Genomic DNA, 25455 nt, shown 5'->3' with positions numbered 1-25455 from the left:
CGAACGATGACTCTGGATCGCCGCAGCCTTCTGGGTCTGCTCGGCGCGGGGGCGGCGACGCCCGCCCTCGCCCAGGCCGACCACGCCGGTCAGGTCGCCTTCCTTCACGGGGTGGCCAGCGGCGATCCGGACCAGCATTCGGCCGTCTTCTGGACGCGGGTCACACCGGCCGATCCGTCCGCCGGGGACGTCGACGTCACGCTGGAAGTGGCGAAAGACGCCGGCTTTTCCGACATGGTCCGACGCTCGACGGGCCTGCGCGCGCGGGCCGAGCGCGACTTCACCGTCAAGCACGACCTGGACGGCCAGGGCCTGGAGCCCGGCCGCGAATATTTCTACCGCTTCGTCGCCAACGGCGTGACGTCGCCCGTCGGCAGGGTGCGCACCCTGGCCGCCGACGCGACGCCGCAAGTCGCCCTGGCCGTCGTCTCGTGCCAGCTCTATCCGGGCGGCCTGTTCAACGCCTATGAGGCGATCTCGCAGCTGGAGCGGCTCGACGCCGTCGTCCACCTGGGCGACTATATCTACGAATACGGCGCGGCGCCCGGCGACTACGGCATGGCGACCGGCGCCCGCCTGGACCGCGCGCCCCTGCCGCCGCACGAGATCGTCACCCTGGCCGACTATCGGACGCGCCACGCCCAGTACAAGACCGATCCCGACCTTCAGGCCGCCCACGCCCGCGCCGCCTTCATCTGCGTCTGGGACGACCACGAGATCGCGAACGACGCCTGGATCCAGGGCGCCGAGAACCACCAGCCGGAGACCGAAGGCGACTACGCGGCGCGCAAGGCCATCGCCCTGCGCGCCTACTACGAATGGATGCCGATCCGCGAGCCCAAGGCCGGCGGCATGAAGGAGGCCATCTATCGCAGCTTCCATTTCGGCGACCTGGCCAGCCTTCACATGGTCGAGACGCGCCTGACGGCCCGTATCGAGCAGATGGAATTCGCCGACATTCCCATGACCGCCGACGGTCGTCCCGACATCGCCGCCTTCGAGGCCCAACGTCAGGACCCATCGCGCGACCTGCTGGGCGAGGCCCAACGCCGCTGGCTGGGCGACGCCATGGCCCAGTCGAAGCAGGCCGGGCGGCCGTGGCAGATCCTGGGCAACCAGGTCGTGATGGCGCGGGTCAAGGGTCCGAACATCGAACAGATGCTGCCGCCGGCCCAGGTGGCGCAGATGGTTGCCACCCTGCCCGAAGACGTCCGCCCCCAGGTCGAGGCCGCGATCCAGCTGTTCAAACTGGGCCTGCCGTTCAACCTGGACAGCTGGGACGGCTATCCGGCCGGCCGCGAGCGCCTGTACGAGACGATGAAACAGGCGGGCGTCGAACCCATCGTCCTGGCCGGCGACAGCCACGCCTTCTGGGTCAACGAACTGTACGACAACGGCGGCGAGCGCCGGGGGGTCGAGTTCGGAACCTCGTCCATCTCCAGCCCGTCGCCGGGCGACATGGTCGGCGGCCTGCCGCTGGGCCTGGCCCTCGAAGCCGCCAACCCCGAGGTCAAGTTCTGCGACCAGGCGTCCAAGGGCTATGTCCTCTTGACCCTGGACCGGGACCAGGCCGTGGGCGAACTGCGCGCCGTCTCGACCATCATGGCCAAGCCGTATGAGAACAGGACGGTGAAACGCTACCGTATGGCGAGGACCGACACCGGGCCGGGCGCGCTGGAAGACGTCACCGCACCCGCCTGATCGCGCTCACGGCCAGGGTCGCCCCGCCGAAACAGACGGCGGCGGCCAGGAACAGGCTGCGGAAATCCAGGCCGAGGCTTTCCAGCAGGACCAGGGCGATCAGCGGGGCGATGGCCTGCGGCAGGGTGACGGCCAGATTGATCAGGCCCAGATCCTTGCCCCGGTCCACCTCGGACGGCAGGACGTCGGTCATCAGGGCGATGTCGATGGCGCCGTAGCAACCCTGCCCCACCCCATAGACGGCGAAGGCGACGACCACGGTGGTCCAGTCCTGCGTCGTCGCCAGCGTGGTGGCGGCGACGGCCAGCAATACACCGCCCGCGACGGCCAGCGGCTTGCGCCGGGTGATCCGCGATCCGCCCATGGCGACGATGCTGCTGACGCCGACCACCCCGACCACGGCGATGGCGGTCAGGATCGAATGGCCGGCCTCGGCCGAGCGTCCGGGGAAACGGTTCGAAAACCCGATGGCGTCGGCGATGTAGAAGAGCAGATAGAAGGCCACCAGCGAATAGCCGGTCACCACCAGGAACCGATAGGTCCAGGCCAGGCTGAAGTCGGGGGTCGCAAACGGCCGCAACAGGCTGGGCAGCGAAAACCCCGACAGGGGCGCCCGCACCTGGTCCGGGGGCACGGGATCTTCGCGCGACAACAGGGCGAACGGCACGGTCGCCGCCAGAACCACGACGGCCAGGGTGGCGAAACGCGCCACCTCCCCCTGCGGCCCCCAGGCCATCACGACCGATCCGATCATCGCGGCGACCGGATAGCCCATGCCCATGATGGCCGACATGGCGCTGCGCCGGTTCTCGGGCACCCGGTCGGCGAACAGGGCGATCAGCGGCGCCAGAAGGACGTTGAACGCCAACTGGAAACAGATCAGGCCGCCGATCAGCCCCAGGGGGGTCGAGGATCGCTGAATGAAGGCATAGCTGCATACGGTCAGCGCCGCTCCGACCACGATCCACGGACGTCGCCGTCCGTGCCGCGACCGGGTCCGGTCGCTGAGCGCTCCGCCGATGATGTTGCCGCCGCCAGCCGCCATACAGCCCCAGAACAGGGCCTGGCTGAGCAGCGGCCCCTTGGCTTCGCCGTCGATCAGGCCGGCGTGGAGGGGCGCCAGGACCTGCAGCAGGGGCGCAACGCCGATGAAGGCGCCGATATAGGCGACCGCGTAACCGATCAGGAAGGCCGATCCGACCGGCCGAGGGGACGCGCCGGCGGTCATGAATCGTTTCTCAGGCTCGGGCGGCCCGGGTCGCCTCGACGCCCAGCGCGCGCAATGCGGCGGCGGCGATGTGGTCGGCGTTCAGCCCGGCCTGGGCGTACATGGCGGCGGGCGCGTCCTGGTCCTGGAAGACGTCGGGCAGGTTCAGGGTGCGGACCTTCAGGCCGCGATCCAGCGCGCCCTTCTCGGCCAGCAGTTGCAGGACGAAGGCGCCGAAGCCGCCCATGGCGCCCTCCTCCACCGTGATCAGGGCCTCGTGCTCGCGCGCCAGACGCAGGATCAGGTCGGCGTCCAGCGGCTTGGCGAACCGGGCGTCGGCGACGGTGGCGGACACGCCCCTGGCGGCCAGCATCTCGGCGGCCTTAAGCGATTCCTGCAGTCGGGTGCCCAGCGACAGGATGGCGACCGAGGTTCCCTCGCGCACAATCCGGCCCCGGCCGATCTCGAACGGCGCGGTCAGTTCGGGGATCTCGACGCCCACGCCGTCGCCGCGCGGATAGCGGAAGGCGCTGGGGCGGTCGTCGATGGCCAGGCTGGTCGAGATCATGCCCGCCAGCTCGGCCTCGTCGGCGGCGGCCATCAGCACCATGCCGGGCAGAGCCCCCATGAAGCCGATGTCGAAGGAGCCGGCGTGGGTCGCGCCGTCGGCGCCGACCAGCCCGGCCCGGTCCATGGCGAACCGAACCGGCAGCGACTGGATCGCCACGTCGTGGACCACCTGGTCGTAGCCGCGCTGAAGGAAGGTCGAATAGATGGCGCAGACCGGCTTCATCCCGTCGGCGGCCAGGCCGGCGGCGAAGGTGACAGCGTGCTGTTCAGCGATGCCGACGTCATAGGTCCGCTCGGGGAAGGCCTGGCCGAACAGGTCCAGACCCGTCCCCGACGGCATGGCGGCGGTGATGGCCACGATCGAGGGATCGACCTTCGCATGCTTGATCAGCTCGGTCCCGAACACCTTGGTGTAGCTGGGAGCGTTGGAGACGGACTTGGCCTGTTTGCCCGAGACCACGTCGAACTTGACCACGGCGTGGAGTTTGTCGGCGCTGCTTTCGGCGGGGGCGTAGCCCTTGCCCTTTTGCGTGACGACATGGACCAGGACGGGGCGATCCTCGATAGCCGCCGCCTTCTTCAGGATCGGGACCAGATTCTCCATGTCGTGGCCGTCGATGGGGCCGATGTAGTAGAAGCCCAGTTCCTCGAAGAAGGTGCCGCCGGTGACCATGCCGCGGGCGTATTCCTCGGCCTTCTTGGCCGCCTTGCGGAACGGGCGCGGCAGGTGCTGGGCGACCGAACGGCCCAGGCGGCGAACGTTCTGATAGGCCCCGCCCGACACCAGACCGGCCAGATAGGCGCTCATGCCTCCGACCGGCGGGGCGATGGACATGTCGTTGTCGTTCAGGATGACCATCAGCTGGCCATTGGTGGCCTCGGCCGCGTTGTTCATCGCCTCATAGGCCATGCCGGCGGACATGGAGCCGTCGCCGATCACGGCCACCACCTTGTTCTTCTCGCCCTTCTGATCGCGCGCGGCGGCGAAGCCGAGGGCGGCGCTGATCGAGGTCGAGGCATGGGCCGCGCCGAAGGGGTCGTATTCGCTCTCGCTGCGCTTGGTGAAGCCGGACAGGCCGCCGGGTTGGCGCAGGGTGCGGATACGGTCGCGACGGCCGGTCAGGATCTTGTGCGGATAGCACTGATGGCCGACGTCCCAGATCAGGATGTCCTTCGGCGTCTCGAATACATGGTGCAGGGCCGTGGTCAGTTCGACCACGCCCAGGCCCGCGCCCAGATGGCCGCCCGTGACCGACACTGCGTCAATGGTTTCCGCCCGCACCTCCTCCGCCAGCTGTTTCAGCTGGGCGATGTCGAAGCTCCGCATGTCGGCGGGGAACTTGACGGTGTCGAGAAGCGGCGTGTCGGGCATCTGCCAGGAAAACCTTGAAAGTCGGATCAATCAACCCCGAAGGGAGATCGATGTTTCGTATCAGGACCGGCGCTTTAGCACAAAGTCCACGCTCGCCTTGAGGATTTCCGCCTCGTGTCCGAACGGCTCCAGATGGGATCGCGCCTGGTCGGACAGGTGGGCGACCCGCTGCCGCGCCTCGTCCAGACCCAGGAGGGTGACGAAATTGGTCTTGCCCAGGGCCGCGTCCTTGCCGCCCGCGGCCTTGCCCATCTCCTCGGCCGAACCTTCCGCATCCAGAAGATCGTCGACGATCTGATAGGCCAGGCCGACGTCATGGGCGAAACTGGTCAGGGCGTGCTCGTGCAGGGCCGAGGCGCCGGCGATGATCAGCGGGATTTCGAAGGCGTAGGCGAACAGGGCGCCGGTCTTCAGCCTCTGCATCCGCGCGACCCCGCCCAGGTCGTCGCGCACGCCCAGCAGATCGATCATCTGCCCGCCCGCCATGCCGCGCGCGCCGGAGGCCAGGGACAGGCGCGCCGCCAGTTCGCAGCGGATGGCCGGGTCATCGTGAGTGTCTTCGTCCAGCAGTATGTCGAAGGCGGCCGTCTGCAGGGCGTCGCCCGCCAGGACCGCGGTCGCCTCGTCATAGGCCCGGTGGACCGTCGGCCGGCCGCGCCGCATGTCGTCGTCGTCCATGCACGGCAGGTCGTCATGCACCAGACTGTAGGCGTGGACGCATTCCAGGGCGCAGGCCGCGCGCAGCACCGAGCGTTCGTCGATATCGAACAGCCGCGCCGCCTCCAGCGCGAAGAAGGGCCGCAACCGTTTGCCGGGGCCCAGGGCCGCATAGCGCATGGCCTCGGTCAGGCGCGATTCGGGTCCCTCGGCCCGCGGCAGCAGCTCGTCCAGGGCGACCGTGACCAGGTCCGCGATCTCCGCCACCCGGTCGATCACAGCCTGTTCGGGCGAGTTGGCGGCCAGGATTGGGGTCAAAACAGACGCCCGCCCAGCGGCAGGTCCCGATCGACGCCCACCAGCACGACCTCGCCGTCCGCATCGGGGAAGCCCAGGGTCAGAACCTCGGACATCACCGGCCCGATCTGGCGCGGCGGGAAGTTGACCACGGCGGCGACCTTGCGGCCTTCCAGTTCCTCGATCGTGTAATGACGGGTGATCTGGGCCGACGATTTCTTGACGCCGATCTCGGGGCCGAAATCGATCTGGAGCTTGAAGGCCGGCTTGCGCGCCTCGGGGAAAGCCTCGGCCTTGACGATCCGGCCGACCCGGATGTCGACCTTCATGAAGTCGTCGAAGCTGATCGTATCCGTCATTCGAACGACGCCGCCTCGACGCCCCTGGCCTGGCCGTCCGGGCCGACGACGATCTTTTCGACGCGCAGCTGGGCTGCCTTCAGCCGGGCTTCGCAATGGGCCTTCAGCTTGGCGCCCTCCTCATAAAGGGCGATGGATTCTTCCAGTGGGGCCTGGCCCGACTCGAGGCGCGAGACGATGGTCTCAAGGCGCTGCAGGGCCTCTTCGAAGCTGAGATCGGCGGGGATGGGCGTATCGGTCATGGGCGCGGACCCTAGAGGGGGCGGCCCGAGGCTTCAACAGCGGGCCTATCGCTTTTCGTATCGCCGTTGCGACCAGTATTTGAAGCCCTGGTTCTCGACCAGCTTCCAGCCGTCCGCGTTCAGGCGACGTCCGACCATATGGTTGAAATAGCCATGGGCGAAGACCAGCACGTCGCGACCGGCGGACGCCTTGGCGATCAGCACCTGGGCGGCCGCCTCGGCGCGGACCTCGGCCTGTTCGCGCGTCTCCTGCCCGCCGTGATGATCGAAGGCGTGCCACCAGATGCGGGACACGACGCCCCACCATTTGGGCGACAGCTTGAACCAGTCGGGGAAGGGGGGCGGCGGCAGGGGCGCCTCGATGAACAGGGCGTCCGTCATCGTCTCCTTGCCGGCGGCGACGGCGGCGGCCGTTTCCTGGGCGCGCTGGCGGGTCGAGACATAGATGGCCCCGGCGCCTTCCGCCGCGGCGACCAGGGCGGCGGGCGGCGTCTGGCCGGCCAGCAGACCGCCGACCTCGTATTTCGCCCACCAGTCGCCGTACTCGCGCGCGGTGATCAGACATTTGCGCGACAGGGCCGGTTCGCCGTGGCGGATCAGGATAATCGCCCCGGGGCGCAGCGCGGCCGGCAGGCCCGACGACCTGGAGGAAGTCGGGTTCGCGGCGCGGTCTTCGGACGAATCGAGGGAGAGGGCTGGAGATGACATAGCGAAGGGACGGGCCTTAGATTTCAAGGCTTTAACGTCCTCAGTCCTCCCCAAGGGCCTGACATGGGCGACCGGCGACCGGCCTTATCCTCGAAGGTCGTAACCGCCCTCGCGCGAGGATACAACCTTCCGCGCATGTCGTTCCCGTGACTACCCACTGTGACGAACGCCTGTGACAATCTCTGGGCTCGCGCTAGTGGGGCTGCATGACCGAACTGGAAATACGACCCGCCCGTCCCGAGGACGCCCCGGCCCTGGGGGCGCTGGGCCGCCAGACCTTCATCGACACCTTTGTCACGGGATTCGGCATTCCTTATCCGGAAGACGACCTGAAGGCCTTCCTCGACGCCAGCTTCGATCCCGAACCGACGTTGAAGAAACTGGCCGAACCCGGCTGCGCCTGGTGGGTGGCCGAGCGGGACGGCGAACTGCTGGCCTTCGCAAACGCGGGGCCGAACGGCCTGCCCCACCCGGACGCCCGCCCCAGCCATATGGAGCTGCGACGTCTCTATGTGGCCAGGGCCGCGCAGGGGCTGGGCCTGGGAACCAGGCTGCTGACCCTGTCGCTGGAATGGATGCAGGCCCACACCGACGGCCCGCTGTGGATCGGCGTCTGGAGCGGCAACGAAAAGGCCCAGCGGCTCTATGCCGCCCATGGTTTCGAAAAGGCCGGCGAGTACGAATACCCGGTCGGCGCCTGGCGGGACCATGAGTTCATCTTGCGGCGCGGCTGAACCCTTGCGACGCGAGATCGCTAAGCCCGTATGGGCAAGGTTCGCATCGGCACGTCAGGCTGGGCCTACAAGGACTGGAACGGTCCCTTCTATCCCGAAGAGGTGAAGGCGAAGGACCGGCTGGCCTATATTTCGCGGCGCTTCTCCACGCTGGAGATCAACGCCAGCTTCTATCGCATGCCGACGGACAAGGCGGCCGCGGCGTGGCGTGAGCAGACGCCCGACGACTTTGTCTTCGCGTGGAAGGCGTCCCGCTACATCACCCACAACAAGAAGCTGACCGACCCCGCCGACAGCCTGACCTATATGTTCGACAGGACCGAGGGATTGGGCGAGAAGATCGGGCCGATCCTGTTTCAATTGCCGCCCAGTCTGCGACGCAACGATCAGCGCCTATCGGACTTCCTGAAAGCCCTGCCCCGGCGCGGCCGGTTCGTTTTCGAGTTTCGGCATTCCGACTGGTACGATCCTGCGGTGCTGGACCTCCTGCGCGACCACGGCGCCGGCTTCTGCATTTCGGATCACCACCATGCGCCCGCGCCTTTCGAGGTCACGGCCGACTTCGTCTATTTGCGGGGACATGGGCCCGGCGGTCGTTATCATGGTCGTTATGGGAAGGCCGCGCTGGAAGTCTGGGCCGAACACATTCGACGCTGGCGCAAGGACCACGACGTCTTCGTCTATTTCGACAACGACATCAAAAGCGCGGCGCCGGCGGATGCTCAGCAACTGATCGATATGCTGTCGCCGACCTGATAGGGTCGCCTGATGTTGCTGCCCTTCTTCACCGCCCTACGCGACGCCAAGGTTCCGGTGTCGATGAAGGAATGGCTCCATCTGATGGAGGCCATGGATCGCGATCTGGCCGGGCGCGAGGTCGAGGCCTTCTACCATCTGTCGCGGGCGGTCCTGGTCAAGGACGAGAAACACTATGATCGGTTCGATCAGGTGTTCGGGACGGTGTTCAAGGGCATCGAATCCATCGGGGCGGGCGAGGACCTGACGACCGACATCCCCGAGGACTGGCTGCGGCTGCTGAACGAGAAATATCTGACCGACGACGAGAAGGCCCAGGTCGAGGCGCTCGGCGGGTTCGACAAGCTGATGGAGACGTTGAAACAGCGGCTGGAAGAGCAGAAGGAACGCCATTCCGGCGGCAACCGCTGGATCGGAACCGGCGGAACCAGCCCCTTCGGCCACGGCGGCTATAATCCCGAAGGGGTGAGGATCGGCGGACCGGGGCGGCACGGCCGGGCGGTCAAGGTCTGGGAGAAGCGCGAGTTCAGAAACCTGGACGACACGGTCGAACTGGGCACCCGCAACATCAAGGTGGCGCTGCGCCGCCTGCGCCGGTTCGCCCGCGAGGGGGCGGCGGAGGAACTGGACATCGACGGCACCATCGACGGCACGGCGCGTCAGGGCTGGCTGGACATCCAGATGCGGCCCGAGCGGCGCAATACCATCAAGGTTCTGCTGTTCCTCGACATCGGCGGCTCGATGGACGGCCATATCAGGATGGTCGAGGAACTGTTCTCGGCCGCCCGGACCGAGTTCAAGAACCTGGAGTTCTTCTACTTCCACAACTGCCTGTACGAGGGCGTCTGGAAGGACAATCGGCGCCGGCATACCGAGCGGATTCCCACCTGGGACCTGCTGCACAAATATCCCGGCGACTGGCGCGCCATCTTCGTCGGCGACGCGACCATGTCGCCGTATGAGATCACCATGCCGGGTGGGTCGGTCGAACACTGGAACGAGGAGGCCGGCGCCGTCTGGATGAAGCGCGCCCGCCAGCAGTGGGACAAGTCGATCTGGTTGAACCCGGTTCAGGAACGCTACTGGAGCTACACCGCCTCGGTCGGCCTGCTGCGCGAGGTCATGGACGACCGGATGTTCCCCCTGACGCTGGAAGGGCTCGACAAGGCGATGCGCGCCCTGACAAGGTAGGTTCGCGTCTCAGGCGACTGCGCTCAGCCGCCAGCACCGAAAGGCCTGACCGATGATCGCCGCAGCCTTGGCTTTCTTCCTGTTGCAGCAGTCCGCCCCCGCCGTCGTGTGGGAGACCCCCGCGCCCGAGACGCCCGCCGAGACCGCCGCGGCATCCGTTCAACATGCAGTGCCGACCTGGGGCCTGGCCGATCCCTTCGCCTACGAGAGGGCGCGGTGCAGTCCTCTGGTGCGGGGCGCCAAACCGCTGGAGACCTGCCAGGCGGAGGTCCGCGAACAGCTGGCCCTGGCTCTCGGCCCCGATTTGCCCGACGCGCTCCGGCCGGCGGGCATGGCGGGCGACTGTCAGATGATGCAGGCTGGAGGCGAAGGCTCCCCCTATGCGGTTCAGTGCGGCGCTCGTTCGAGCGATGCAGCCGCGTCGTCTTTGCCGCAGGAAATGGATTGTCGCCCTCGCCCGGTCGAAGGCGGTTTCAGTTCAGAATGTCGTCCGGTCGACGCCACGACCAGCAAGGGCCTGTCGCTGAAACTCTGGGGCGGCGACAGGGATCGATAACGAAAACGCCGCCCGCGTCGGCGGACGGCGTTTCGGCATTTACGGACTGAGAAAACTCAGTTGCGGTTGTCGCGAAGACTGTCTTTCACGCCGCCAACGGCGTTCTGGACCTTGCCTTCTACCTGATCCGCCTTGCCTTCGGCTTCCATTTTGGAGTCGCCGGTCACCTTGCCCGCGGTCTCCTTGATCTTGCCGCCGACGTTCTTGGCCGAGCCTTCGATACGATCTTGATCTGGCATGATATTTCTCCTGTTCTCGGAGACGCCGTGATGGCGTCGCGAGTCACCAAAGAAACGGGATAACGGAGAGGCTTGTTCCGTAACGCTCAGCTTGCGCGACGTAGCCAGACCGCCAGAGCCCAGGCATGAGCGTCGTGGCGCAGGCGCGACAGGGCGAAGGTCGGCTCCAGCCACACCAAGGTGTGATCGTCCTCGCATTTGGCGTCCGGGTTGTCAGCCGTAACCGAGGCGGTCCAGAAGCCCCCGACATTGTACAGGGGTTCGCCGGTGCTTTTCAGATGATACTGGCCCGCCTCGGTGATGCGGTTCAGAGGCGCCACCGTCAGACCCGTCTCCTCGATGAACTCGCGCACCAGGGCCTGAACCTCGGTCTCCTCGCCGTCCACCGCCCCTCCGGGGAGGTCGAAATAGGGACCGTTGGACCGTTCCACCCGGACGCAGGCGATCAAACCGTCACGCTCGACGACGCCGAAGGCCGTCGCGCGATGGCGATAATGGAGAGCGGGATTTCGGACGCCGAACTGAAGCATGATGAGAACCGACCCTAGAGGTCGAACGCCAGCCTGGCGCGCACACCCTTGTGGGCCGCGTCGAATTCGACGGCCGACCGCAGACCCGAGGCCATGGCCGAGATGATCTTGCCGCCCAGGCCGGTGCCCTTGGGTGTTCCGTCGCCCATGCCGGGTCCGTCGTCCTCGACCGTGAGTATGGCCCGGTGCTCGCCCTCGGGCTTCAGCGTGATGCGGATCTCGCCGCCCTGCCCCGGCAGATAAGCGTATTTCACCGCATTGGTGACCAGTTCGGTGACGACGACGCCCAGGGACACGGCCTGGTCGGTCGTCACCCACAGGGGGGCGGCGTCGACGATCAACTGCGGCGATCCCTCGCCTGGCCCGACCGACTTGGACAGTTCGTCCATCAGGCCTTCCAGATATTCGTCCATGGCCACGCGGCTCATGTCGCCCGAGGTGTAGAGGCGGCGGTGGACGTGCGCGACCGCCTCGATCCGGGCCTGGGACTCGCGCAGGGCTTCGCGCGCACCCTCGTCGCTGACGTGGCGCATCTGCAGCGACATGAAGCTGGAGACCAGTTGCAGCGAGTTGCCGACGCGGTGGTTGACCTCGCGCAGCATGGCCTCGGCGCGGTCGCGGGCCAGGCGGATTTCTTCCTGCGCGATCTCGTTCTCGCGCTGCAGGCGGCGACGCAGCACGGCGCCTTCCAGCGCCGACCGCAGCAGGGAGGTGAAGTCCTCCGAAACATCCTTGATCACATAGTCGGCCGCGCCGGCCCGCAGCGCCGCCACGGCGATCCGTCCGTCCTGGGCGCCGGTCACATAGACGATCGGTGGCGGCGCGGTCAGGGCCAGGATGTCGGGCAGGACATCCAGCCCGTCACGGCTGGGCATATAGTGATCCAGGGCGCAGACGTCGTAGGGATTGGCCGCCAGCAGTTCGAGACCGGCGTCCCCGTCGGGGGCGCAGGTGACGGCGTAACCGTGCCGGCCTAGCTCCTTCTCGACCAGCCGCGACAGGCCGCGGTCGTCGTCGATATAGAGCAGGCGAATGACCCCCGTGGCCGTGATTATTCGATCTCCGGGGCCTGCATCACCGACAGGAACAGGCCCAGTTGGCGAATGGCGCCGGCGAAGGACTCATAGTCCACCGGCTTGGTTATATAGACGTTGCAGCCCAGATCGTAGCAGCGCTGAATCTCGACCTTGTCGTCGGTGGTCGTCAGAACCACGACGGGCGCGCGCTTCAGGCGGTCGTCGCCCTTCACACGTTCCAGAATGTCGGTTCCCGACATATCCGGCAGGTTCAGATCCAGCAGGATCAGCAGGGGGCCGTTGGCGAGGATTTCCGGGCTGAACAGATAGTCGAGCGCCGCGCCGCCCTCATCGAAATGCTTGATCTCGTTGTTGATATTCGCGCGGCGAATATTTTTCTCGATCAGTTTGGCGTGGCCGTGGTCGTCCTCGACCATGATGATTTTGACGGCTTGCGTCACAGTACGCCTCCGGGTTCCGACAGGATCAGTCGTTTGGGGAATTTCAGCAGGAAAGTCGAGCCCTTGCCGAGCTCGGACTCGATGTCGATCGTTCCACCGATCCGTCTGACGCTGTTTCGCACGAAGGCCAGGCCCAATCCCTCCCCGGTTCGGTCCTGTCGGCCCGAGCGGCGGAACAGTTCGAAGATCCGCTCGTGGTCCCGAGGCGCGATGCCGCGACCGTTGTCGGTGACCCTGTAGGCGACCCAGCCGCCCGCTACGTCTTCGCCGGACACGACGATCTCGCCGGGCCGGTCCGCATCCAAATACTTCACGGCGTTGTCGATCAGATTGCCGAAGATCTGCTCCATCGACAGACGGTCGCTTTCGACGGCGGGCAGGTCTTCGACAATGATCCGAGCGCCCGAGGCCTCGGTCTGATGGTGGACGCTGTCGGCGATGTTCTGGACCATGAGGCCCATGTCCAAGGTCTCGGGCAACAGATTGCGGCGCCCTTCCCTGGACAGTTTCAGGATGGCGTTGATCAGCCGATCCATCTTCTCGGTCGAGGCGCGGATGAAACCCAGGGCCTCGGGCATGTCCTCACGGACGGCGGTCACGACGTCAGCCCCAACCTCGCCGTGGGTTTCGGCCTCGGAGATCGCTTGATCGATAACCTTGCCCGCCTGCTCCAGTTCGGAGGTGTAGCCCATGACGTTGACCAGGGGCGCGCGCAGGTCGTGGCTGACGATATAGGCGAAGCGCTGGATTTCTTCGTTGGCGCGCGTCAAGGCGCCGGTGCGGTCCCGCACGGTGTCCTCGAGGCCCGCGTTCAGCGCGTCCAGCTCTTCGCGGGCCTTCTGAATCTCGCCGACGTAGCGCCGGACCATCCACGCCGACAACAGAGCCAGGATCAGGACCAGGAGGCCCGCAATGGAGTTCATCACCACAGTCACGAAACCGGCCCGTTCAGAGGTGCGGGTGCGTTCGACGATGCGGGCGGACTTGAGGGCGTCTAAGTCGTCGATCGCCACACGCAACTCGTCCATGTAGCGCTTGCCCTGGCCGGAGCGTACCGACTGGATCGCCTGTCCGATACGGCCCGCCCGCGCGAGCGTCAGCGTCTCCTCCATCTCTCCCAACTTGGCGTCCGCGAGGCGGTGTATGCGCGCCACAGACGTCCGAAGGGTCGGATCCGCCACGGCCGCCTGCTCCAGCAAGGCGAGCGCAGGCTCACGCTCGCCTCTCGCCCTCTCGAACGGCGCCAGAAAGTCGCTTCGTCCCGTCAGCAGAAAGCCGCGCTGGGCTGTCTCGGCGTCCAGCATCGAGATCAAGACAGTGCGCGACGCCCGTCGCATCTGCTGGGCGTATTCGATCCTGTCGTTCGCCTCCGCGGTCCGACGGATCATGACGAAGGTCGAGACATTGACCGTCAGCAGCAGAACAAAGGCCAGGATCAGCAGGCCGGCCATGGACCGGACGAGGGACGGCGTTCGCACGAAGTCGCTGAAACGCGACGAGTACTGGCGTGAGAGAGGGATCATGACGCGGAGCATTAGCGGCGCATCGGGCCGCGTCAAACGCCTGTTCGACGAAACCTGCGGTCATTTCGCGTCTTCTGGTTAATATGGCTCAAGCTCGACCTGGAGGGGGCGGGCGCCAAGGGGAGTGGGGACGATGATCTGGTGGTGGTGGATTTTGCCGGCGGCGGTGGCGCTGCTCGGCCTGGTGGTCCTGATCGGGGGGTTGAGAGCCCTGTTCGGCGGCAAACCTTTTCGCGGGGTCGCGGGGACGGTCTTCGGCGGCGGGGTGATCTGGGCGGCGTCCCTGGCGACCCTGTTCGGCATGAATCTTCAGACCTATGACCGGCTGACCTACGAAAGGCCGGTCGCGACCCTGACACTGCGCCAGCTTGGGCCGCAGTATTACGAGGTCAATCTGGTCCAGCCCGCGCGCGAGAGCCAGACGGCGCCGGCCGGCGCTTTGTACCCAATCCACGGCGACGACTGGCGTATCGAAGCCCAGGTGCTGAAGTGGAAGCCATGGGCCAATGTCCTGGGTCTGGATTCCGAATATCGACTGGACCGGCTGTCCGGCCGCTATAGGACGGTCGAGCAGGAACTGCACGGCGATCGCAGCGTCTATGACCTGGCGGCGGTCGAGGCCAACGCCCGCAACGGCGCCGTGCCGTTCAAGGTCGAGGCCTGGGACGCCATCCGCCGCTATCGCCGCTATGTCGACGCCGCCGACACCCTGTATGGATCGGCCGCCTATATGCCGATGGCGGACGGGGCCAAGTACGAGGTCTGGATCACCCAGTCGGGTCTGGTCGCCCGCCCCGTCAACGACGTGGCCCGCAACGCCTCGGCCGGCGGCTGGACCGTCGCGAGCTAGACCTGTCCCAGGGTCCGCAGCTTGGCGCGGGGGTGGATCTCGTTCTGGCTCATCACCACGGTCTGCCCCCGGAAACGCTCGATGATCGAGCGGACATAGGGGCGGGTCTGGGGGCCGGTCAGCAGGACGGGATTTTCGCCCGACATGGCGATGCGCTCGAAGGTGTCGCGGACGCTGCGGATGAAGTCCTGCAGGCGTGACGGCGCCATGGCCAGCTGCTTGTCCTCGCCGCCGCCGATCAGGCTTTCGGCGAAGGCGGCTTCCCATTCGGGCGACAGGGTGACGATCGGCAGGGCGCCATCGCCGCCCTGATGCTGCCAGCACAGCTGGCGCGCCAGGCGGGCGCGCACATGTTCGACCAGGGTGGTGACGCTGGAACTGTGCGGCGCCGCTTCAGCCAGACCTTCCAGAATGGCCGGCAGATCGCGGATCGACACCTTCTCGCGCAGCAGGGACTGAAGCACACGCTGCAGGGTGGTGACGGTGACGACGCTGGGGATCAGTTCCTCGACCAGCTTCTTCTCCTCGACGCCCAGCTCCTTCAGCAGCTTCTGCACCTCGCCGTAGGAGAGCAGATCGGCCATGTTCTCCTTGAGGATCTCGGTCAGGTGGGTGGTCAGCACCGTCGAGGGATCGACCAGCGTATAGCCGTGGAAGGTGGCTTCCTCGCGCAGGTTCTCGTTGATCCAGGTGGCGGGCAGACCGAAGGCGGGTTCGCGCATATGCTCGCCCGGCAGCTCAACCTGACGGCCGGCCGGGTCCATCGCCATCAGATGGCCCAGACGAACCTCGCCCGCCCCCGCCTCCATCTCCTTGATGCGGATGGCGTAGCCCTGGGTCGGCAAACGCATATTGTCGAGGATGCGAACCTGCGGAATGACGAAACCGTATTCCTGAGCCAGGGAGCGGCGCAGGGCCTTGATCTGGTCGGTCAGGCGCCGCCCCTCCAGATCATTGATCAGGCTGAGCAGCGAATAGCCCAGCTCGATCTTGACCTCGTCGATGGTCAGGATGTTGGAGATCGGCTCCTCGACCTCCTCCCTGGGCTTGGCGTTGGCGGCGGCGATCTCCGCCTCGGTCGGTTCGGGTTTCAACCGGCTTCGGCCCAGCTTCCAGGCCATGAAGCCCGAGCCGATGGCCAGGGCTGCGAACGGTAGCAGCGGCATGCCGGGGATCAGACCGATCAGGCCGGCCGCGCCCGACACCACGCCCAACGAAACAGGGTTGGTGGCCAGCTGGGTCACCAGGGCCTTGTCCGCAGTACCCTCGACGCCCGCCTTCGACACCAGGAAGCCGGCGGCGATCGAGATGATGATGGCCGGCACCTGGGTGACCAGACCGTCGCCGATGGTCAGCTGGACATAGGCGTTGGCCGCATCCATGGCGGGCATGCCGTGCTGGATCGTGCCGATCAGAATGCCGCCGATGGCGTTGATGAAGGTGATGATCAGGCCGGCGACCGCATCGCCGCGCACGAATTTGGACGCGCCGTCCATGGCGCCGAAGAAGGTCGATTCCTGCTCCAGCTCCTTGCGGCGCAGCTTGGCCTGGTCCTCGGTGATCAGGCCCGACGACAGGTCGGCGTCGATGGCCATCTGCTTGCCCGGCATGGAGTCCAGGGTGAAGCGGGCCGAGACTTCGGCGATCCGGGTCGAACCCTTGGTGATGACGACGAAGTTCACCACCAGGATGATGGCGAAGATGATCACCCCGATGATAAAATTGCCGCCCATCATCAGTTGGCCGAAGGCGTTGATGACCTGACCGGCGCTGTCGTGGCCTTCCTGCCCGTGCGTCAGGATCAGCCGGGTCGACGCCAGGTTCAGACCCAGGCGGAACAGGGTCGAGACCAGCAGGACCGTCGGGAAGATGGCGAAGTCCAGGGGCCGCTTCATCATCACGGCCGTCATCAGGATCAGCACGCTGGACACCAGCGAGATCGCCAGCAGCAGGTCCAGAAGCATCTTCGGAACCGGCAGGATCAGCAGCATGATCACGCCGATCACGCCGACCGCCATCAGCACTTCGCCGCGGTTAACCCAACTCAGCACGTCCCGACCGGTCGGGCGCGCCATGCCGTCCTTCATCATGACCGTCGTGTCAGTCACGGTTCAAGGCTTTCAGGGCGCGGCGGGTCGCCTCGGCGATCACGGCGTCGCGCTGATCGTCCGTCGCCTCGGTCGCCCCGATGAAATAGGCGGCGACGATGACGGGCGAGCCGCTCAGCGGCGTCAGGATGCCGACGTCGTTGGCGGCTCCATTGGCGCCCGTCCCGGTCTTGTGCGCCACGCTCCAGCCTTCGGGCGCTCCGGCCTTGATCCGGTTGGGCCCCGTCGGCGAGGCCAGCAGCCAGCCGGTCAGCAGGCTGTCATGGTCGGGCGTCAGCCGGTCGCTGAACGCCATCTCGCGGATATTGGCCAGCGTCTGTTCGGGCAGGCAGGTGTCGCGCGGGTCATTGGGCAGGGCGGTGTTCAGGTCCGGCTCCAGGCGCGAGATCGCAGTGGTGGTGTCGCCGAAGGTCGGCCACCACGAACGCCATACGGCGATTCCGCCCATTTCGCGGATCAGGATATTGGCCGCCGGATTGTCGCTGACCTCCACCGCGGCCTGCATCAGTTCGCGGATCGTCAGGGTGCGCCCCACGGCCTTCTCGGTCACGGGCGCGTGGGGGATCATGTCGGTCTGGACGATGGGAACGGCGCGGTCCAGCCGCTCTTCGTCGCGCTGCACCCGTTCCAGGGTCGCGACCGCCAGGAAAGCCTTGAAGGTCGAACAGAAAGGGAAACGTTCCTGGGCGCGCCATAGCACGCGCCGGTCGCTGCCGATATCGAGGGCCGCGAAGCCCAGTCGGCCGCCGTGGCGCGCTTCCAGGTCGGACAGGAAGATGTCGGCGGCCGGCTCGGCCCTGACCTTGGCCTGACTGCGGGGCGTGCAGGCGGCGAGAGCCCCGCCCAGCCCCCCGGCCAAGCCGAGGCTCAGGCCGAGGCCGAGCGCGCCGCCGATCGCCGCCCTTCTGTCCGGACCGCGTCCCATGTTCAGGCCGCGTAGCCGGAAGCGGAGACGCCCGACTGGGGCGCGGGAATGGTCGTGCCCTCGTCGGCGTATTCGTTCAGCTTGTTGCGCAGGGTGCGGATCGAGATGCCCAGGATGTTGGCCGCATGGGTGCGATTGCCCAGGCAATGGGTCAGGGTGTCCAGGATCAGGGTCTTCTCCATCGCCGCCACCGTCTGGCCCACGAAACTGCGGGTCACCGCATCGGCCGCCTGGGCCGCGCGGGCTGCGACGCCGCCGCCATAGGGGGCCTCATGCCCCGTCGCGCCCGGGCCGGTCATGGCCGAAGACGGGGTCAGGGGCTGGCCGTCCGGCAGGCGGATGGCGTCGACGTCGATTTCCGGTCCGGTGGCCAGCAGCACCGCCCGGTGCATGGCGTTCTCCAGCTCACGGACGTTGCCGGGCCAACGGTGGGCGATGATCGCATCGCGCGCCCGGGCCGATATCGGCCGCACCGGCACGCCGTTGGCGGCGGCGTATTTCTTGATGAAATGCTCGGCCAGGACGCCGATGTCGCCCGGACGTTCGCGCAGGCTGGGCAGGCGCAGGTTCACCACGTTCAGCCGGTACAGCAGATCCTCGCGGAACGTGCCTTCCGACACGGCGCGGGCCAGGTCGCGGTTCGAGGTGGCGATAATGCGGATATTGACCGAAACCGGCTTGGAGCCGCCGACCCGGTCGATCACCCGCTCCTGGATGGCGCGCAGCAGTTTGGCCTGGAGCCGGGCGTCCATCTCGGAAATTTCGTCCAGCAGCAGGGTGCCGCCGTCGGCCTCTTCGAACTTGCCGATGCGGCGCGCGACGGCGCCGGTGAAGGCGCCCTTCTCGTGCCCGAACAGCTCGGATTCCAGCAGATTGTCGGGAATGGCGGCGCAGTTGACGCTGATGAAGGGGCGTTCCGACCGGCGGGAGTTGTCGTGCATGTAGCGCGCCATCACCTCCTTGCCGACGCCGCTTTCGCCGGTGATCAGGATCGAGGCTTCCGAGCGCGCCACCTGGTCGGCCAGTTGCAGCACCGCCTTCATCGACGGGTCGGCCGAGATCATCGGCTTCTCGTCGTCGGCGACGGCCGACAGGACGGCGGCGATCAGCTCGGTTTCCGGCGGCAGGGGGATGAATTCCTTGGCCCCGGCCTTGATGGCCGCCGCCGCCTCGCGCGCATCCGCGTCGATGCCGAAGGCGACGACGGGGACCGTGATCCGCTCGGCCTCGTTCGCCGCGATCAGGGCGGCGATGTCGAGCTGATAATCGACCATAAGCAGGTCGGCGCCCTGCCCTCGTCGCAACTGCTCGGTCGCCTGGTCCGCGCGCTCGACGTGGCTGACCTTGGCGCCGTGCGCCATGGCCATCTTCACCGCCGAAGCGAGCTGTCCGCTCAGTCTGCCTACCACCAGAAGACGCATTGTTCTTCTCCTCTAAATCTTTCAGTCGGATCGCCGTCGCCTCGCCGCGCAGAGCCTGCGCGGCGTCGCATCAGCCGCCCGAGTCTTCGGTCTTGATGATTTCCGTCATGGTCACGCCCAGCCGGTCGTCGACGACGACGACCTCGCCGCGCGCGATCAGGCGGTTGTTCACGAAAATGTCGATCGCCTCGCCGACCTTGCGGTCCAGCTCCAGCACCGATCCCTTGTTCAGCTTCAACAGCTGGGCCACCGACATGTGCGACTTGCCCAGGACGGCCGAGATGTTGACCGGCACCTCGAAGACCGTGGCCAGGTCGGCGGCGGTCTTGTCGCCGTGGTCCTCGGCCAGAGCCAGGGCGGTGGAGTCCGGGAACTCTTCCAGCGAAAGGTCGTCGGAGGCCATCAGAACTCACTCCGTTCAGCTGCAATAGGGGGTTCGGCGTGCCCGGCCTCGGCGGCCAGGGCGGCGGTCAGGGCTTCGGCCACGCGCTGGGCGCAACCGTCCGGATCATGGTCGGCGCGTCCGTCCGCCCATTCGAGCCGGAAGGCGGCCGAACCCAGGCCCGGCTCGTCGCGGAAGGCCACGACGCCGGTGAAGCCGCTGTCGGCGCAGGCCTGTTCGATCTGGCTCCGCGCCTGATCGTCCAGCCCGGCCGCGCGCACGACCAGGCGCGGCGAGGCGTCGATCTCCTGCGCCAGCATCTCCAGAGCGGCGCGCAAGGGCGCCTGTGGGAAACGCTCCAGCGCGGCGCCGCCGATGGCGCGGGCGGCGGCGAGGGCCAGGTCGGCGGACTGTTCGCGATGCGCCTGGGCGACGCCTCGCAGCGAGGGCATGGCGGCCGCGACGCCCTGGGCGATATTGGTCAGGGCCATGGCGCGGACGTTGTCGATCTCGGCCAGCGCTTGCTGGCGCGCCTCCAGACGGGCGTGGGCCACCAGGGCGTCCACCTCGGCGGGCAGATAGCTGCGCTTGGCCGGCTTCCAGCTTCCCGGGCGCACCACCGCGCCGGTGGCGTCGAACTCGGTGTCGAAGGCGAAGGGAGTGCTCATGTCAGTAGATCAGCTCGTCGTCGCTGCCCTGGCCGGCCAGCATGATTTCGCCGCGCGCCGCCAGATCCTTGGCGACCTGGACCATGGCCATCTGGGCGGTGTCGACGTCCTTCAGACGAACAGGCCCCATGGATTCCATGTCCTCGCGCATGATCTTGGACGCGCGCTCGGACATGTTGGAGAAGAACATCTCGCGAAGGGATTCGGATGCTCCCTTCAGGGCCAGACCCAGCGAATCCTTGTCGACCGCGCGCAGAAGGGTCTGAACACCACCGGGATCCAGCTTGGCCAGATCCTCGAACACGAACATCAGGGCGCGGATACGCTCGGCGGATTCGCGGCTGCGCTCTTCCAGAGCGCCGATGAACCGGGCCTCGGTCTGACGGTCGAAGCTGTTGAAGATGTCGGCCATCATCTCGTGGCTGTCGCGCTTCGAGGTCCGCGCCAGGTTCGACATGAATTCGTTCCGCAGCGTCGCCTCGATCTTGTCCAGGATTTCGCGCTGGACCGGCTCCATGCGCAGCATGCGCTGCACGCATTCCAGGGCGAAGTCTTCCGGCAGGGCGGTCAGCACGCGGGCGGCGTGGTCGGACTTCACCTTCGACAGGATGACGGCGACCGTCTGGGGATATTCGTTCTTCAGATAGTTGGCGAGGACCGCCTCGTTCACATTGCCCAGCTTGTCCCACATGGTCCGGCCGGCCGGACCCCGGATTTCCTCCATCAGACCGTCGACGCGATCCTGGGGCAGGAAGGCGGCCAATAGCCTCTGGGTCTGTTCGTAGCTGCCCATGACCGAGCCGGAACCGGCCAGGCCCGAGACGAACTCGATCATCAGGGCTTCGACCGCTTCGGCGGTCACATTCCCCAGGGTGGCCATGGCCTGGGAGATCTCCTTGACCTCCTCGTCGTCCAGCCGCTCCCAGAGCGCCGTGTGCTCTTCGCCCAGCGCCAACAGGATGACGGCCGCCTTCTCCGGCCCCGACAGCTTGTTGGGGTCGTCGATGGCCTGTTTCTTGGAAACGAGCTTGGCCATCAGCCTTCCGCCACCCAGCTGCGCAGAATGCCGGCGGCCTCATCAGGGTGCGCTTGAACGAAGTCGGCGACCTTCTTGACCGAGGACGCCTTAACCTGGCCCTCGATCCGGGCGATGTCGATCTTCTGATCCATCTCGTTTGGGGCAGGCAACTGCACCAACTGCGGCAGGCCGTCAGGACCGATCACCGTGGTCGTCACCGTCGTGACGGGCAGGCCGTCGGGTCCGGTGATCGCCGTCGGGGCTCCGCCGCTCGCCGCCGTCTTCAGCAGCGGGCGCAGCACGAAGAAGATCAGCAGCAGGGCGACGACGGCCAGGATGCCCAGCTCGATCAGCCGCATGACGTCCGTCCGGGAGAAGTCCAGCAACGACGACTTGCCTTCCAGTCCGCCGGCTATGCCGGTGTCGTGGTTGAAGCGGACATTGATGACCTCGATCTTGTCGCCCCGCGCCTCGTCGATGCCGGCGGCCGCGCCCACCAGGGCCTTGATCTGGGCGATCTCCTCGGCGGTGCGCGGTGCATAGGTCGGTTCGCCCTTGCCGTCGGCGGCCGGGGTCCATTTGCCGTCCACCGCCACCGCGATCGCCAGCTTCTTGACCTCGCCCGGCTCCTTGGTCGTCGTCGTGGTGGTGTTCGAGATCTCGTAGTTGGTCGTCTCGGCGTTCTCGGCGCTGGTCGCGCCGGCGGGCGTGGTCGCCGGGTCCGCGCCACCGGGGATATTATTGGTCGCGGTCACGCCGCCGTCGTTCTGACCCGTCGTGTCCGACGATTGCGATCCGTTCGTGGTGGTCGAGCGAACGACCTGGCCGTCCGGGTCGAACTTCTGTTCCTGGGTCGTGGAGCGGCTCTGGTCGATATCAGCCGTCACCTGGACCCGCGCGGCCCCGATGCCGACAACGCCCTCGACGATGTCCTTGATCCGGGCCTGCAACTGGGCCTCGGTATTGCCCTTGGCCTCGGCGGCCGAGGCGGAGCTGAACGTCCCATCGTCGCCGCCTGCGGCCAGGGTGCGATTGTTCTGGTCGGCGACGGTGACGCGGTCCGGCTTCAGATTGGGCACCGAGGAAGCTACCAGGTTGCGGATCGCCCGCACCTGATCGGGGGTCAGATCGCGGCCGCCCAGCCCGACCAGAACCGCGGCGGTCGGTTCGGCGGCGGCCGCGGTGAACATCTCGCGGCGTGGCATGGTGATATGCACCCGCGCGGCGGTGATGCCGCGCATCGACATGATGGTGCGCGACAGTTCGCCCTGCAGGGCGCGCTGCTCGTTCAGCTGCTGCTGGAACTCGGTCTGGCCCAGCACCGACTGGTTGTCGAAGATTTCGTACCCGACCGACCCGGAGGTCACGAGCCCCTTCTCGGCGATCAGCATCCGCGCCGTGCCGACGTCGTCGCGATTGACCATCACGGTCGAACCGTCGCCCTTCGACGTATATTTGATGCCCGCCTGTTGCAGGGCGCTGGTGATCTCGCCGGCTTCGCGCAGATCCAGATTGGAATAGAGCAAGGCGTCGGGCGCCTGGCCCATGCGCAGCATGACGGCCACCAGCACGGCGGTCACGCCCGCGGCGACGCCGAGGACCGCGGCCAGACGGCCGATCCCGAACTTCTGCAACGCCGCCGTAAAGCCGCCCACGCGTTCCCGCCCCAAACTCGCGGAAGACACTGACGCCCCGCTAGGCAGAAAATGCCGCCTCGATGGTAAACGTGGCGTTAAGAGACGTTTACGAGCACGCCCCAGGCTCTCGAACAGGCGGAAAACAGCGTTCGCGGGTTTGTGATCTATCGTGACCGAACCTGTGACGAGATTCGGACGTACCTTCCGTACACGCTCCCGCTAGAGGGGCCTGGAGGAAACGATGACGTTCTGGAACCCCGACCACCGCCCTCTGAAATCAGAGGGCCTGCGCGCCGCCCTTGGCTATGCGGCCGCCGCCGTGGTTTCCATCGGTGTCTGGGCGGCGCTGGCCAGCCTGATGCCCTGACGCGGAGCCTCGGGTCGAGCCTCTACTTCCGCCCCGCCCGCTCCAGTTCAGGCAGAACCGGCGGCGCCCCTGAAGGCAGGGGGGCTTTCGGATCTTTCAGCCAGGACACGACGTCGCGATAAACCACCTCTGCGTCGAGGTCGCGGTTCAGCAGGTGCCAGCCGTCCGGATACCAGGCGGTGCGAAGGGTCCTGCCCTCCCTCTCAGCCCGTTCAAGCGCGAGTCGCATCGGCCCCCGCTTAACCACCTCGTCATGGGCCCCGTACATCAGGATGGCGTCGCCCCGAATACGGCCGAGACTGAGCGACGACGTCTCCATCAGATCCACGAGCCCGTAGATCGTGTCGAACCGGGTCGCGAGAATGCTCATCGGATCGCGTCCGTTGCGGATCAGCTCGAGCGTGTTGGACGAGGCGTGGATGTCGCGGGTGATGAACTCGGGCGGCTCCAGCGCCACATCGCCCAAGGCTCTCGCAGCGATGTTGAGCGCCGCGCTGTTCAACGGCCCTTGCGTCGACCAGCCCCAGACGCCCGGCGCCAGCAGCACCAACCGGTCGGCGTCGGGCGGGTTGTCAGAACCGAAGGTCGCCGCCGCCACCGACCCGCCCATGCTCTCGCCCACCACGGCGATGACGGCGTGTGGATAACGGGCGCGGGCCAAGGCCGTGACCTCGCGCAGATCGTCGGTCATCCGCGCCTGCCCGGCCCAGACGCCCCGCCCCGGCGCCGCGCCGAACCCGCGCTGATCATAGGCCCAGGTCTCGATCCCCTGTTCGGCCCACCACGGCCCCGCCAGTCGGAAGCTGGCGTCGTGGTCGTTCATGCCGTGCAGGGCCACGATCACCGCCCAGGGCGCCCGATCCTGCGGCCCCCAACGCAGATAGGGCAGCCGCGCGCCGTCGGACATGACCAGTGCCTGATCCTGAACATTCGGTCCGGCGAACCCGGCAGGCGGGGTCAACGGCGGCTGGATGTGAGGCGAGACGCAGGCGGACAGGGCCAAGGCGGCGCCGAAGGCTGCAATCCGAACCGGGATCATGACAATATCTCCCTCACCCGCCGGCGCAGGTATGGAACCACCTCGTCGTCGAACCAGGCGTTCTTCCTCAGCCAGGCCGTATTGCGCCAGGACGGATGGGGCAGGACTAACAAGTCCGGCGCATATTCCCGCCACGCGTGGACGGTCTGCGTCATGTTCTGCTTCGCGCGTCCGCCCAGCGCCCAGGCCTGGGCGTATCCGCCGACCAGCAGGGTCAGTTCCATCGCCGGCAGGGCCTCAATCAGCCGGGGCCGCCACAGGTCCGCGCAGCGGGGCGGCGGCGGATAGTCCCCGCCTTTCGGAGCCGTTCCAGGATAACAGAAGGCCTGGGCCGCGACCCCGATCCTAGGATCGGCGTAGAAGGTTTCGTAGTCCACGCCCATCCAGTCGCGCAGCCGGTCGCCCGACGGATCGGTGAACGGCAGGCCGCTCTCGTGCACCCGCCGTCCCGGCGCCTGGCCGCAGATCAGCAGCCGCGTCTCGGAAAAGACCCGCACCACAGGGCGAGGCGTGTGCGGCAGCACGCCCGCGCAGGCGCGGCAGGCGCGGATGTCGTTCAGAACCGCGTCGAGATCAGTCGTCATCGTCCTCGACGACCGGCGGACGGCGACTGAGGGCCAGGGCCGTCTCTTCCTCGGTCGGCTGGCGCAGGCGCGTCACGCCGCGAAAATTGTCGGGATCGACGGGCTTGCCCTTCTTGGTGATGGTCAGCTTGCCCTGACGCATCAGGCCCAGGGCCGTGGCCCGCACCTTGGGCAGCATGCGCTGCCACTGCTCCGGCTGCAGCTCTTTCGCCACCTCGGCGGGTTCGATGCTCTTGCCCGGCTCCAGGCCAGCCAGTTTGTTCAGAATTGCGGTTTCGATCGGATCGCTCATTGCGCCTATATGCTGCACCGCGAGACCAGAAGTAAGGCCGAGTCG

General features: G+C 66.9%; 28 protein-coding genes. 7 read left to right on the top strand and 21 right to left on the bottom strand.

Annotated elements, in window-relative coordinates:
- Positions 1 to 6: 6 nt before the first annotated feature.
- Complete coding sequence (locus H2037_RS03725) at positions 7 to 1701, top strand: alkaline phosphatase D family protein (protein WP_292117877.1); 1695 nt, start codon at positions 7 to 9, stop codon at positions 1699 to 1701.
- On the opposite strand, the gene H2037_RS03720 is transcribed toward H2037_RS03725, so the two are convergent.
- Genes H2037_RS03720 through H2037_RS03695 form a run of 6 tightly spaced genes read right to left on the bottom strand, consistent with a single transcriptional unit; the run spans position 1685 to position 7113 of the window.
- Entirely contained in the window at positions 1685 to 2929 is a 1245-nt protein-coding gene (locus H2037_RS03720; protein ID WP_292117874.1) for an MFS transporter, read from the bottom strand. The two genes, H2037_RS03725 and H2037_RS03720, sit on opposite strands and share 17 nt — an antisense overlap.
- Positions 2930 to 2939: 10 nt before the next feature.
- Positions 2940 to 4850 carry a 1-deoxy-D-xylulose-5-phosphate synthase gene (gene dxs / locus H2037_RS03715; RefSeq protein WP_292117871.1) on the bottom strand — a complete coding sequence of 637 codons (1911 nt, stop codon included), beginning with the start codon at positions 4848 to 4850 and terminating at the stop codon, positions 2940 to 2942.
- Positions 4851 to 4910: 60 nt separating this feature from the next.
- Entirely contained in the window at positions 4911 to 5786 is an 876-nt protein-coding gene (locus H2037_RS03710; protein WP_292118205.1) for a polyprenyl synthetase family protein, read from the bottom strand.
- Between the two features lie 35 nt (positions 5787 to 5821).
- Positions 5822 to 6163: a tRNA-binding protein gene (locus tag H2037_RS03705; RefSeq protein ID WP_292117868.1), complete on the bottom strand. Its 342-nt coding sequence runs from the start codon at positions 6161 to 6163 to the stop codon at positions 5822 to 5824.
- On the bottom strand, positions 6160 to 6405 hold the full coding sequence (locus H2037_RS03700; RefSeq protein ID WP_292117866.1) for an exodeoxyribonuclease VII small subunit: 246 nt from the start codon (positions 6403 to 6405) through the stop codon (positions 6160 to 6162). Before H2037_RS03700 ends, H2037_RS03705 begins: the two co-directional genes overlap by 4 nt.
- A gap of 45 nt (positions 6406 to 6450) precedes the next feature.
- The gene (locus H2037_RS03695) at positions 6451 to 7113 is read right to left on the bottom strand and encodes a histidine phosphatase family protein (protein WP_292117864.1); all 663 of its coding nucleotides are present in this window, start codon (positions 7111 to 7113) and stop codon (positions 6451 to 6453) included.
- Between the two features lie 206 nt (positions 7114 to 7319).
- On the opposite strand from H2037_RS03695, the gene H2037_RS03690 reads away from it, so the two are divergent.
- From H2037_RS03690 to H2037_RS03675, 4 genes are read left to right on the top strand one after another with little or no spacing between them, the layout of a single operon-like run.
- The gene (locus tag H2037_RS03690) at positions 7320 to 7847 is read left to right on the top strand and encodes a GNAT family N-acetyltransferase (protein WP_292117861.1); all 528 of its coding nucleotides are present in this window, start codon (positions 7320 to 7322) and stop codon (positions 7845 to 7847) included.
- Positions 7848 to 7877: 30 nt separating this feature from the next.
- Positions 7878 to 8603 (top strand): DUF72 domain-containing protein, encoded by a 726-nt coding sequence (locus tag H2037_RS03685; protein ID WP_292117858.1) that lies wholly within the window; start codon positions 7878 to 7880, stop codon positions 8601 to 8603.
- A 12-nt stretch (positions 8604 to 8615) separates the two neighbouring features.
- Entirely contained in the window at positions 8616 to 9794 is a 1179-nt protein-coding gene (locus tag H2037_RS03680; RefSeq protein ID WP_292117856.1) for a VWA domain-containing protein, read from the top strand.
- 52 nt (positions 9795 to 9846) lie between these two features.
- Positions 9847 to 10350: a hypothetical protein gene (locus H2037_RS03675; RefSeq protein ID WP_292117853.1), complete on the top strand. Its 504-nt coding sequence runs from the start codon at positions 9847 to 9849 to the stop codon at positions 10348 to 10350.
- Between the two features lie 56 nt (positions 10351 to 10406).
- On the opposite strand, the gene H2037_RS03670 is transcribed toward H2037_RS03675, so the two are convergent.
- The 5 genes from H2037_RS03670 to H2037_RS03650 form a co-directional block, all read right to left on the bottom strand.
- A complete protein-coding gene (locus H2037_RS03670; RefSeq protein ID WP_292117850.1) occupies positions 10407 to 10589 on the bottom strand; it encodes a CsbD family protein in 183 nt (60 codons plus the stop codon).
- An 86-nt stretch (positions 10590 to 10675) separates the two neighbouring features.
- Positions 10676 to 11119, bottom strand: a complete 444-nt coding sequence (locus H2037_RS03665) for an NUDIX domain-containing protein (protein WP_292117846.1) — start codon at positions 11117 to 11119, stop codon at positions 10676 to 10678.
- A gap of 14 nt (positions 11120 to 11133) precedes the next feature.
- Positions 11134 to 12138 carry a histidine kinase dimerization/phosphoacceptor domain -containing protein gene (locus H2037_RS03660; RefSeq protein WP_292118203.1) on the bottom strand — a complete coding sequence of 335 codons (1005 nt, stop codon included), beginning with the start codon at positions 12136 to 12138 and terminating at the stop codon, positions 11134 to 11136.
- 32 nt (positions 12139 to 12170) lie between these two features.
- Positions 12171 to 12572, bottom strand: coding sequence for a response regulator (locus H2037_RS03655; RefSeq protein WP_271164682.1), 402 nt, complete (start codon positions 12570 to 12572; stop codon positions 12171 to 12173).
- Between the two features lie 20 nt (positions 12573 to 12592).
- Entirely contained in the window at positions 12593 to 14119 is a 1527-nt protein-coding gene (locus tag H2037_RS03650; RefSeq protein ID WP_292117844.1) for a CHASE3 domain-containing protein, read from the bottom strand.
- Between the two features lie 133 nt (positions 14120 to 14252).
- Here H2037_RS03650 and H2037_RS03645 point away from each other — a divergent pair, with 133 nt between their 5' ends.
- Positions 14253 to 14969: a hypothetical protein gene (locus tag H2037_RS03645; protein WP_292117842.1), complete on the top strand. Its 717-nt coding sequence runs from the start codon at positions 14253 to 14255 to the stop codon at positions 14967 to 14969.
- Here H2037_RS03645 and flhA read toward each other — a convergent pair.
- From flhA to fliF, 7 genes are all read right to left on the bottom strand, one after another.
- Entirely contained in the window at positions 14966 to 17059 is a 2094-nt protein-coding gene (gene flhA, locus H2037_RS03640) for a flagellar biosynthesis protein FlhA (RefSeq protein ID WP_292118197.1), read from the bottom strand. The two genes, H2037_RS03645 and flhA, sit on opposite strands and share 4 nt — an antisense overlap.
- A gap of 10 nt (positions 17060 to 17069) precedes the next feature.
- The gene (bla, locus tag H2037_RS03635; RefSeq protein WP_292117839.1) at positions 17070 to 18002 is read right to left on the bottom strand and encodes a class A beta-lactamase; all 933 of its coding nucleotides are present in this window, start codon (positions 18000 to 18002) and stop codon (positions 17070 to 17072) included.
- 2 nt (positions 18003 to 18004) lie between these two features.
- Positions 18005 to 19423, bottom strand: coding sequence for a sigma-54 dependent transcriptional regulator (locus tag H2037_RS03630; protein ID WP_292117837.1), 1419 nt, complete (start codon positions 19421 to 19423; stop codon positions 18005 to 18007).
- 70 nt (positions 19424 to 19493) lie between these two features.
- Complete coding sequence (gene fliN, locus H2037_RS03625) at positions 19494 to 19826, bottom strand: flagellar motor switch protein FliN (RefSeq protein WP_292117834.1); 333 nt, start codon at positions 19824 to 19826, stop codon at positions 19494 to 19496.
- Complete coding sequence (locus tag H2037_RS03620; protein WP_292117831.1) at positions 19826 to 20473, bottom strand: flagellar assembly protein FlbE; 648 nt, start codon at positions 20471 to 20473, stop codon at positions 19826 to 19828. Before H2037_RS03620 ends, fliN begins: the two co-directional genes overlap by 1 nt.
- Position 20474: 1 nt before the next feature.
- Positions 20475 to 21509 carry a flagellar motor switch protein FliG gene (gene fliG, locus H2037_RS03615; protein ID WP_292117828.1) on the bottom strand — a complete coding sequence of 345 codons (1035 nt, stop codon included), beginning with the start codon at positions 21507 to 21509 and terminating at the stop codon, positions 20475 to 20477.
- On the bottom strand, positions 21509 to 23146 hold the full coding sequence (gene fliF / locus H2037_RS03610) for a flagellar basal-body MS-ring/collar protein FliF (protein WP_292117826.1): 1638 nt from the start codon (positions 23144 to 23146) through the stop codon (positions 21509 to 21511). Before fliF ends, fliG begins: the two co-directional genes overlap by 1 nt.
- Before the next feature lie 223 nt (positions 23147 to 23369).
- Between fliF and H2037_RS03605 the strand changes: the two genes are divergently transcribed.
- The gene (locus tag H2037_RS03605; RefSeq protein ID WP_292117824.1) at positions 23370 to 23495 is read left to right on the top strand and encodes a hypothetical protein; all 126 of its coding nucleotides are present in this window, start codon (positions 23370 to 23372) and stop codon (positions 23493 to 23495) included.
- A gap of 22 nt (positions 23496 to 23517) precedes the next feature.
- On the opposite strand, the gene H2037_RS03600 is transcribed toward H2037_RS03605, so the two are convergent.
- From H2037_RS03600 to H2037_RS03590, 3 genes are read right to left on the bottom strand one after another with little or no spacing between them, the layout of a single operon-like run.
- Positions 23518 to 24534, bottom strand: a complete 1017-nt coding sequence (locus H2037_RS03600; protein WP_292117822.1) for an alpha/beta fold hydrolase — start codon at positions 24532 to 24534, stop codon at positions 23518 to 23520.
- Positions 24531 to 25118, bottom strand: a complete 588-nt coding sequence (locus tag H2037_RS03595) for a uracil-DNA glycosylase family protein (protein ID WP_292117818.1) — start codon at positions 25116 to 25118, stop codon at positions 24531 to 24533. The genes H2037_RS03600 and H2037_RS03595 overlap by 4 nt, the downstream gene beginning before the upstream one ends.
- Positions 25108 to 25410, bottom strand: coding sequence for a DUF3253 domain-containing protein (locus H2037_RS03590; RefSeq protein WP_292117816.1), 303 nt, complete (start codon positions 25408 to 25410; stop codon positions 25108 to 25110). The genes H2037_RS03595 and H2037_RS03590 overlap by 11 nt, the downstream gene beginning before the upstream one ends.
- Positions 25411 to 25455: the final 45 nt, after the last annotated feature.

The organism is Brevundimonas sp., assembly GCF_013912065.1.
GTDB lineage: Bacteria > Pseudomonadota > Alphaproteobacteria > Caulobacterales > Caulobacteraceae > Brevundimonas.
This window is presented reverse-complemented; position numbering and strand designations above follow the sequence as displayed.

Bases quoted from the DNA above. Each gene is read 5' to 3' on its own strand.
- H2037_RS03725 (WP_292117877.1), top strand. From the start codon at position 7: ATGACTCTGGATCGCCGCAGCCTTCTGGGTCTGCTCGGCGCGGGGGCG.
- H2037_RS03720 (WP_292117874.1), bottom strand. From the start codon at position 2,929: ATGACCGCCGGCGCGTCCCCTCGGCCGGTCGGATCGGCCTTCCTGATC.
- dxs (WP_292117871.1), bottom strand. From the start codon at position 4,850: ATGCCCGACACGCCGCTTCTCGACACCGTCAAGTTCCCCGCCGACATG.
- H2037_RS03705 (WP_292117868.1), bottom strand. From the start codon at position 6,163: ATGACGGATACGATCAGCTTCGACGACTTCATGAAGGTCGACATCCGG.
- H2037_RS03700 (WP_292117866.1), bottom strand. From the start codon at position 6,405: ATGACCGATACGCCCATCCCCGCCGATCTCAGCTTCGAAGAGGCCCTG.
- H2037_RS03695 (WP_292117864.1), bottom strand. From the start codon at position 7,113: ATGTCATCTCCAGCCCTCTCCCTCGATTCGTCCGAAGACCGCGCCGCG.
- H2037_RS03690 (WP_292117861.1), top strand. From the start codon at position 7,320: ATGACCGAACTGGAAATACGACCCGCCCGTCCCGAGGACGCCCCGGCC.
- H2037_RS03685 (WP_292117858.1), top strand. From the start codon at position 7,878: ATGGGCAAGGTTCGCATCGGCACGTCAGGCTGGGCCTACAAGGACTGG.
- H2037_RS03680 (WP_292117856.1), top strand. From the start codon at position 8,616: ATGTTGCTGCCCTTCTTCACCGCCCTACGCGACGCCAAGGTTCCGGTG.
- H2037_RS03675 (WP_292117853.1), top strand. From the start codon at position 9,847: ATGATCGCCGCAGCCTTGGCTTTCTTCCTGTTGCAGCAGTCCGCCCCC.
- H2037_RS03670 (WP_292117850.1), bottom strand. From the start codon at position 10,589: ATGCCAGATCAAGATCGTATCGAAGGCTCGGCCAAGAACGTCGGCGGC.
- H2037_RS03665 (WP_292117846.1), bottom strand. From the start codon at position 11,119: ATGCTTCAGTTCGGCGTCCGAAATCCCGCTCTCCATTATCGCCATCGC.
- H2037_RS03655 (WP_271164682.1), bottom strand. From the start codon at position 12,572: ATGGTCGAGGACGACCACGGCCACGCCAAACTGATCGAGAAAAATATT.
- H2037_RS03650 (WP_292117844.1), bottom strand. From the start codon at position 14,119: ATGATCCCTCTCTCACGCCAGTACTCGTCGCGTTTCAGCGACTTCGTG.
- H2037_RS03645 (WP_292117842.1), top strand. From the start codon at position 14,253: ATGATCTGGTGGTGGTGGATTTTGCCGGCGGCGGTGGCGCTGCTCGGC.
- flhA (WP_292118197.1), bottom strand. From the start codon at position 17,059: ATGATGAAGGACGGCATGGCGCGCCCGACCGGTCGGGACGTGCTGAGT.
- bla (WP_292117839.1), bottom strand. From the start codon at position 18,002: ATGGGACGCGGTCCGGACAGAAGGGCGGCGATCGGCGGCGCGCTCGGC.
- H2037_RS03630 (WP_292117837.1), bottom strand. From the start codon at position 19,423: ATGCGTCTTCTGGTGGTAGGCAGACTGAGCGGACAGCTCGCTTCGGCG.
- fliN (WP_292117834.1), bottom strand. From the start codon at position 19,826: ATGGCCTCCGACGACCTTTCGCTGGAAGAGTTCCCGGACTCCACCGCC.
- H2037_RS03620 (WP_292117831.1), bottom strand. From the start codon at position 20,473: ATGAGCACTCCCTTCGCCTTCGACACCGAGTTCGACGCCACCGGCGCG.
- fliG (WP_292117828.1), bottom strand. From the start codon at position 21,509: ATGGCCAAGCTCGTTTCCAAGAAACAGGCCATCGACGACCCCAACAAG.
- H2037_RS03605 (WP_292117824.1), top strand. From the start codon at position 23,370: ATGACGTTCTGGAACCCCGACCACCGCCCTCTGAAATCAGAGGGCCTG.
- H2037_RS03600 (WP_292117822.1), bottom strand. From the start codon at position 24,534: ATGATCCCGGTTCGGATTGCAGCCTTCGGCGCCGCCTTGGCCCTGTCC.
- H2037_RS03595 (WP_292117818.1), bottom strand. From the start codon at position 25,118: ATGACGACTGATCTCGACGCGGTTCTGAACGACATCCGCGCCTGCCGC.
- H2037_RS03590 (WP_292117816.1), bottom strand. From the start codon at position 25,410: ATGAGCGATCCGATCGAAACCGCAATTCTGAACAAACTGGCTGGCCTG.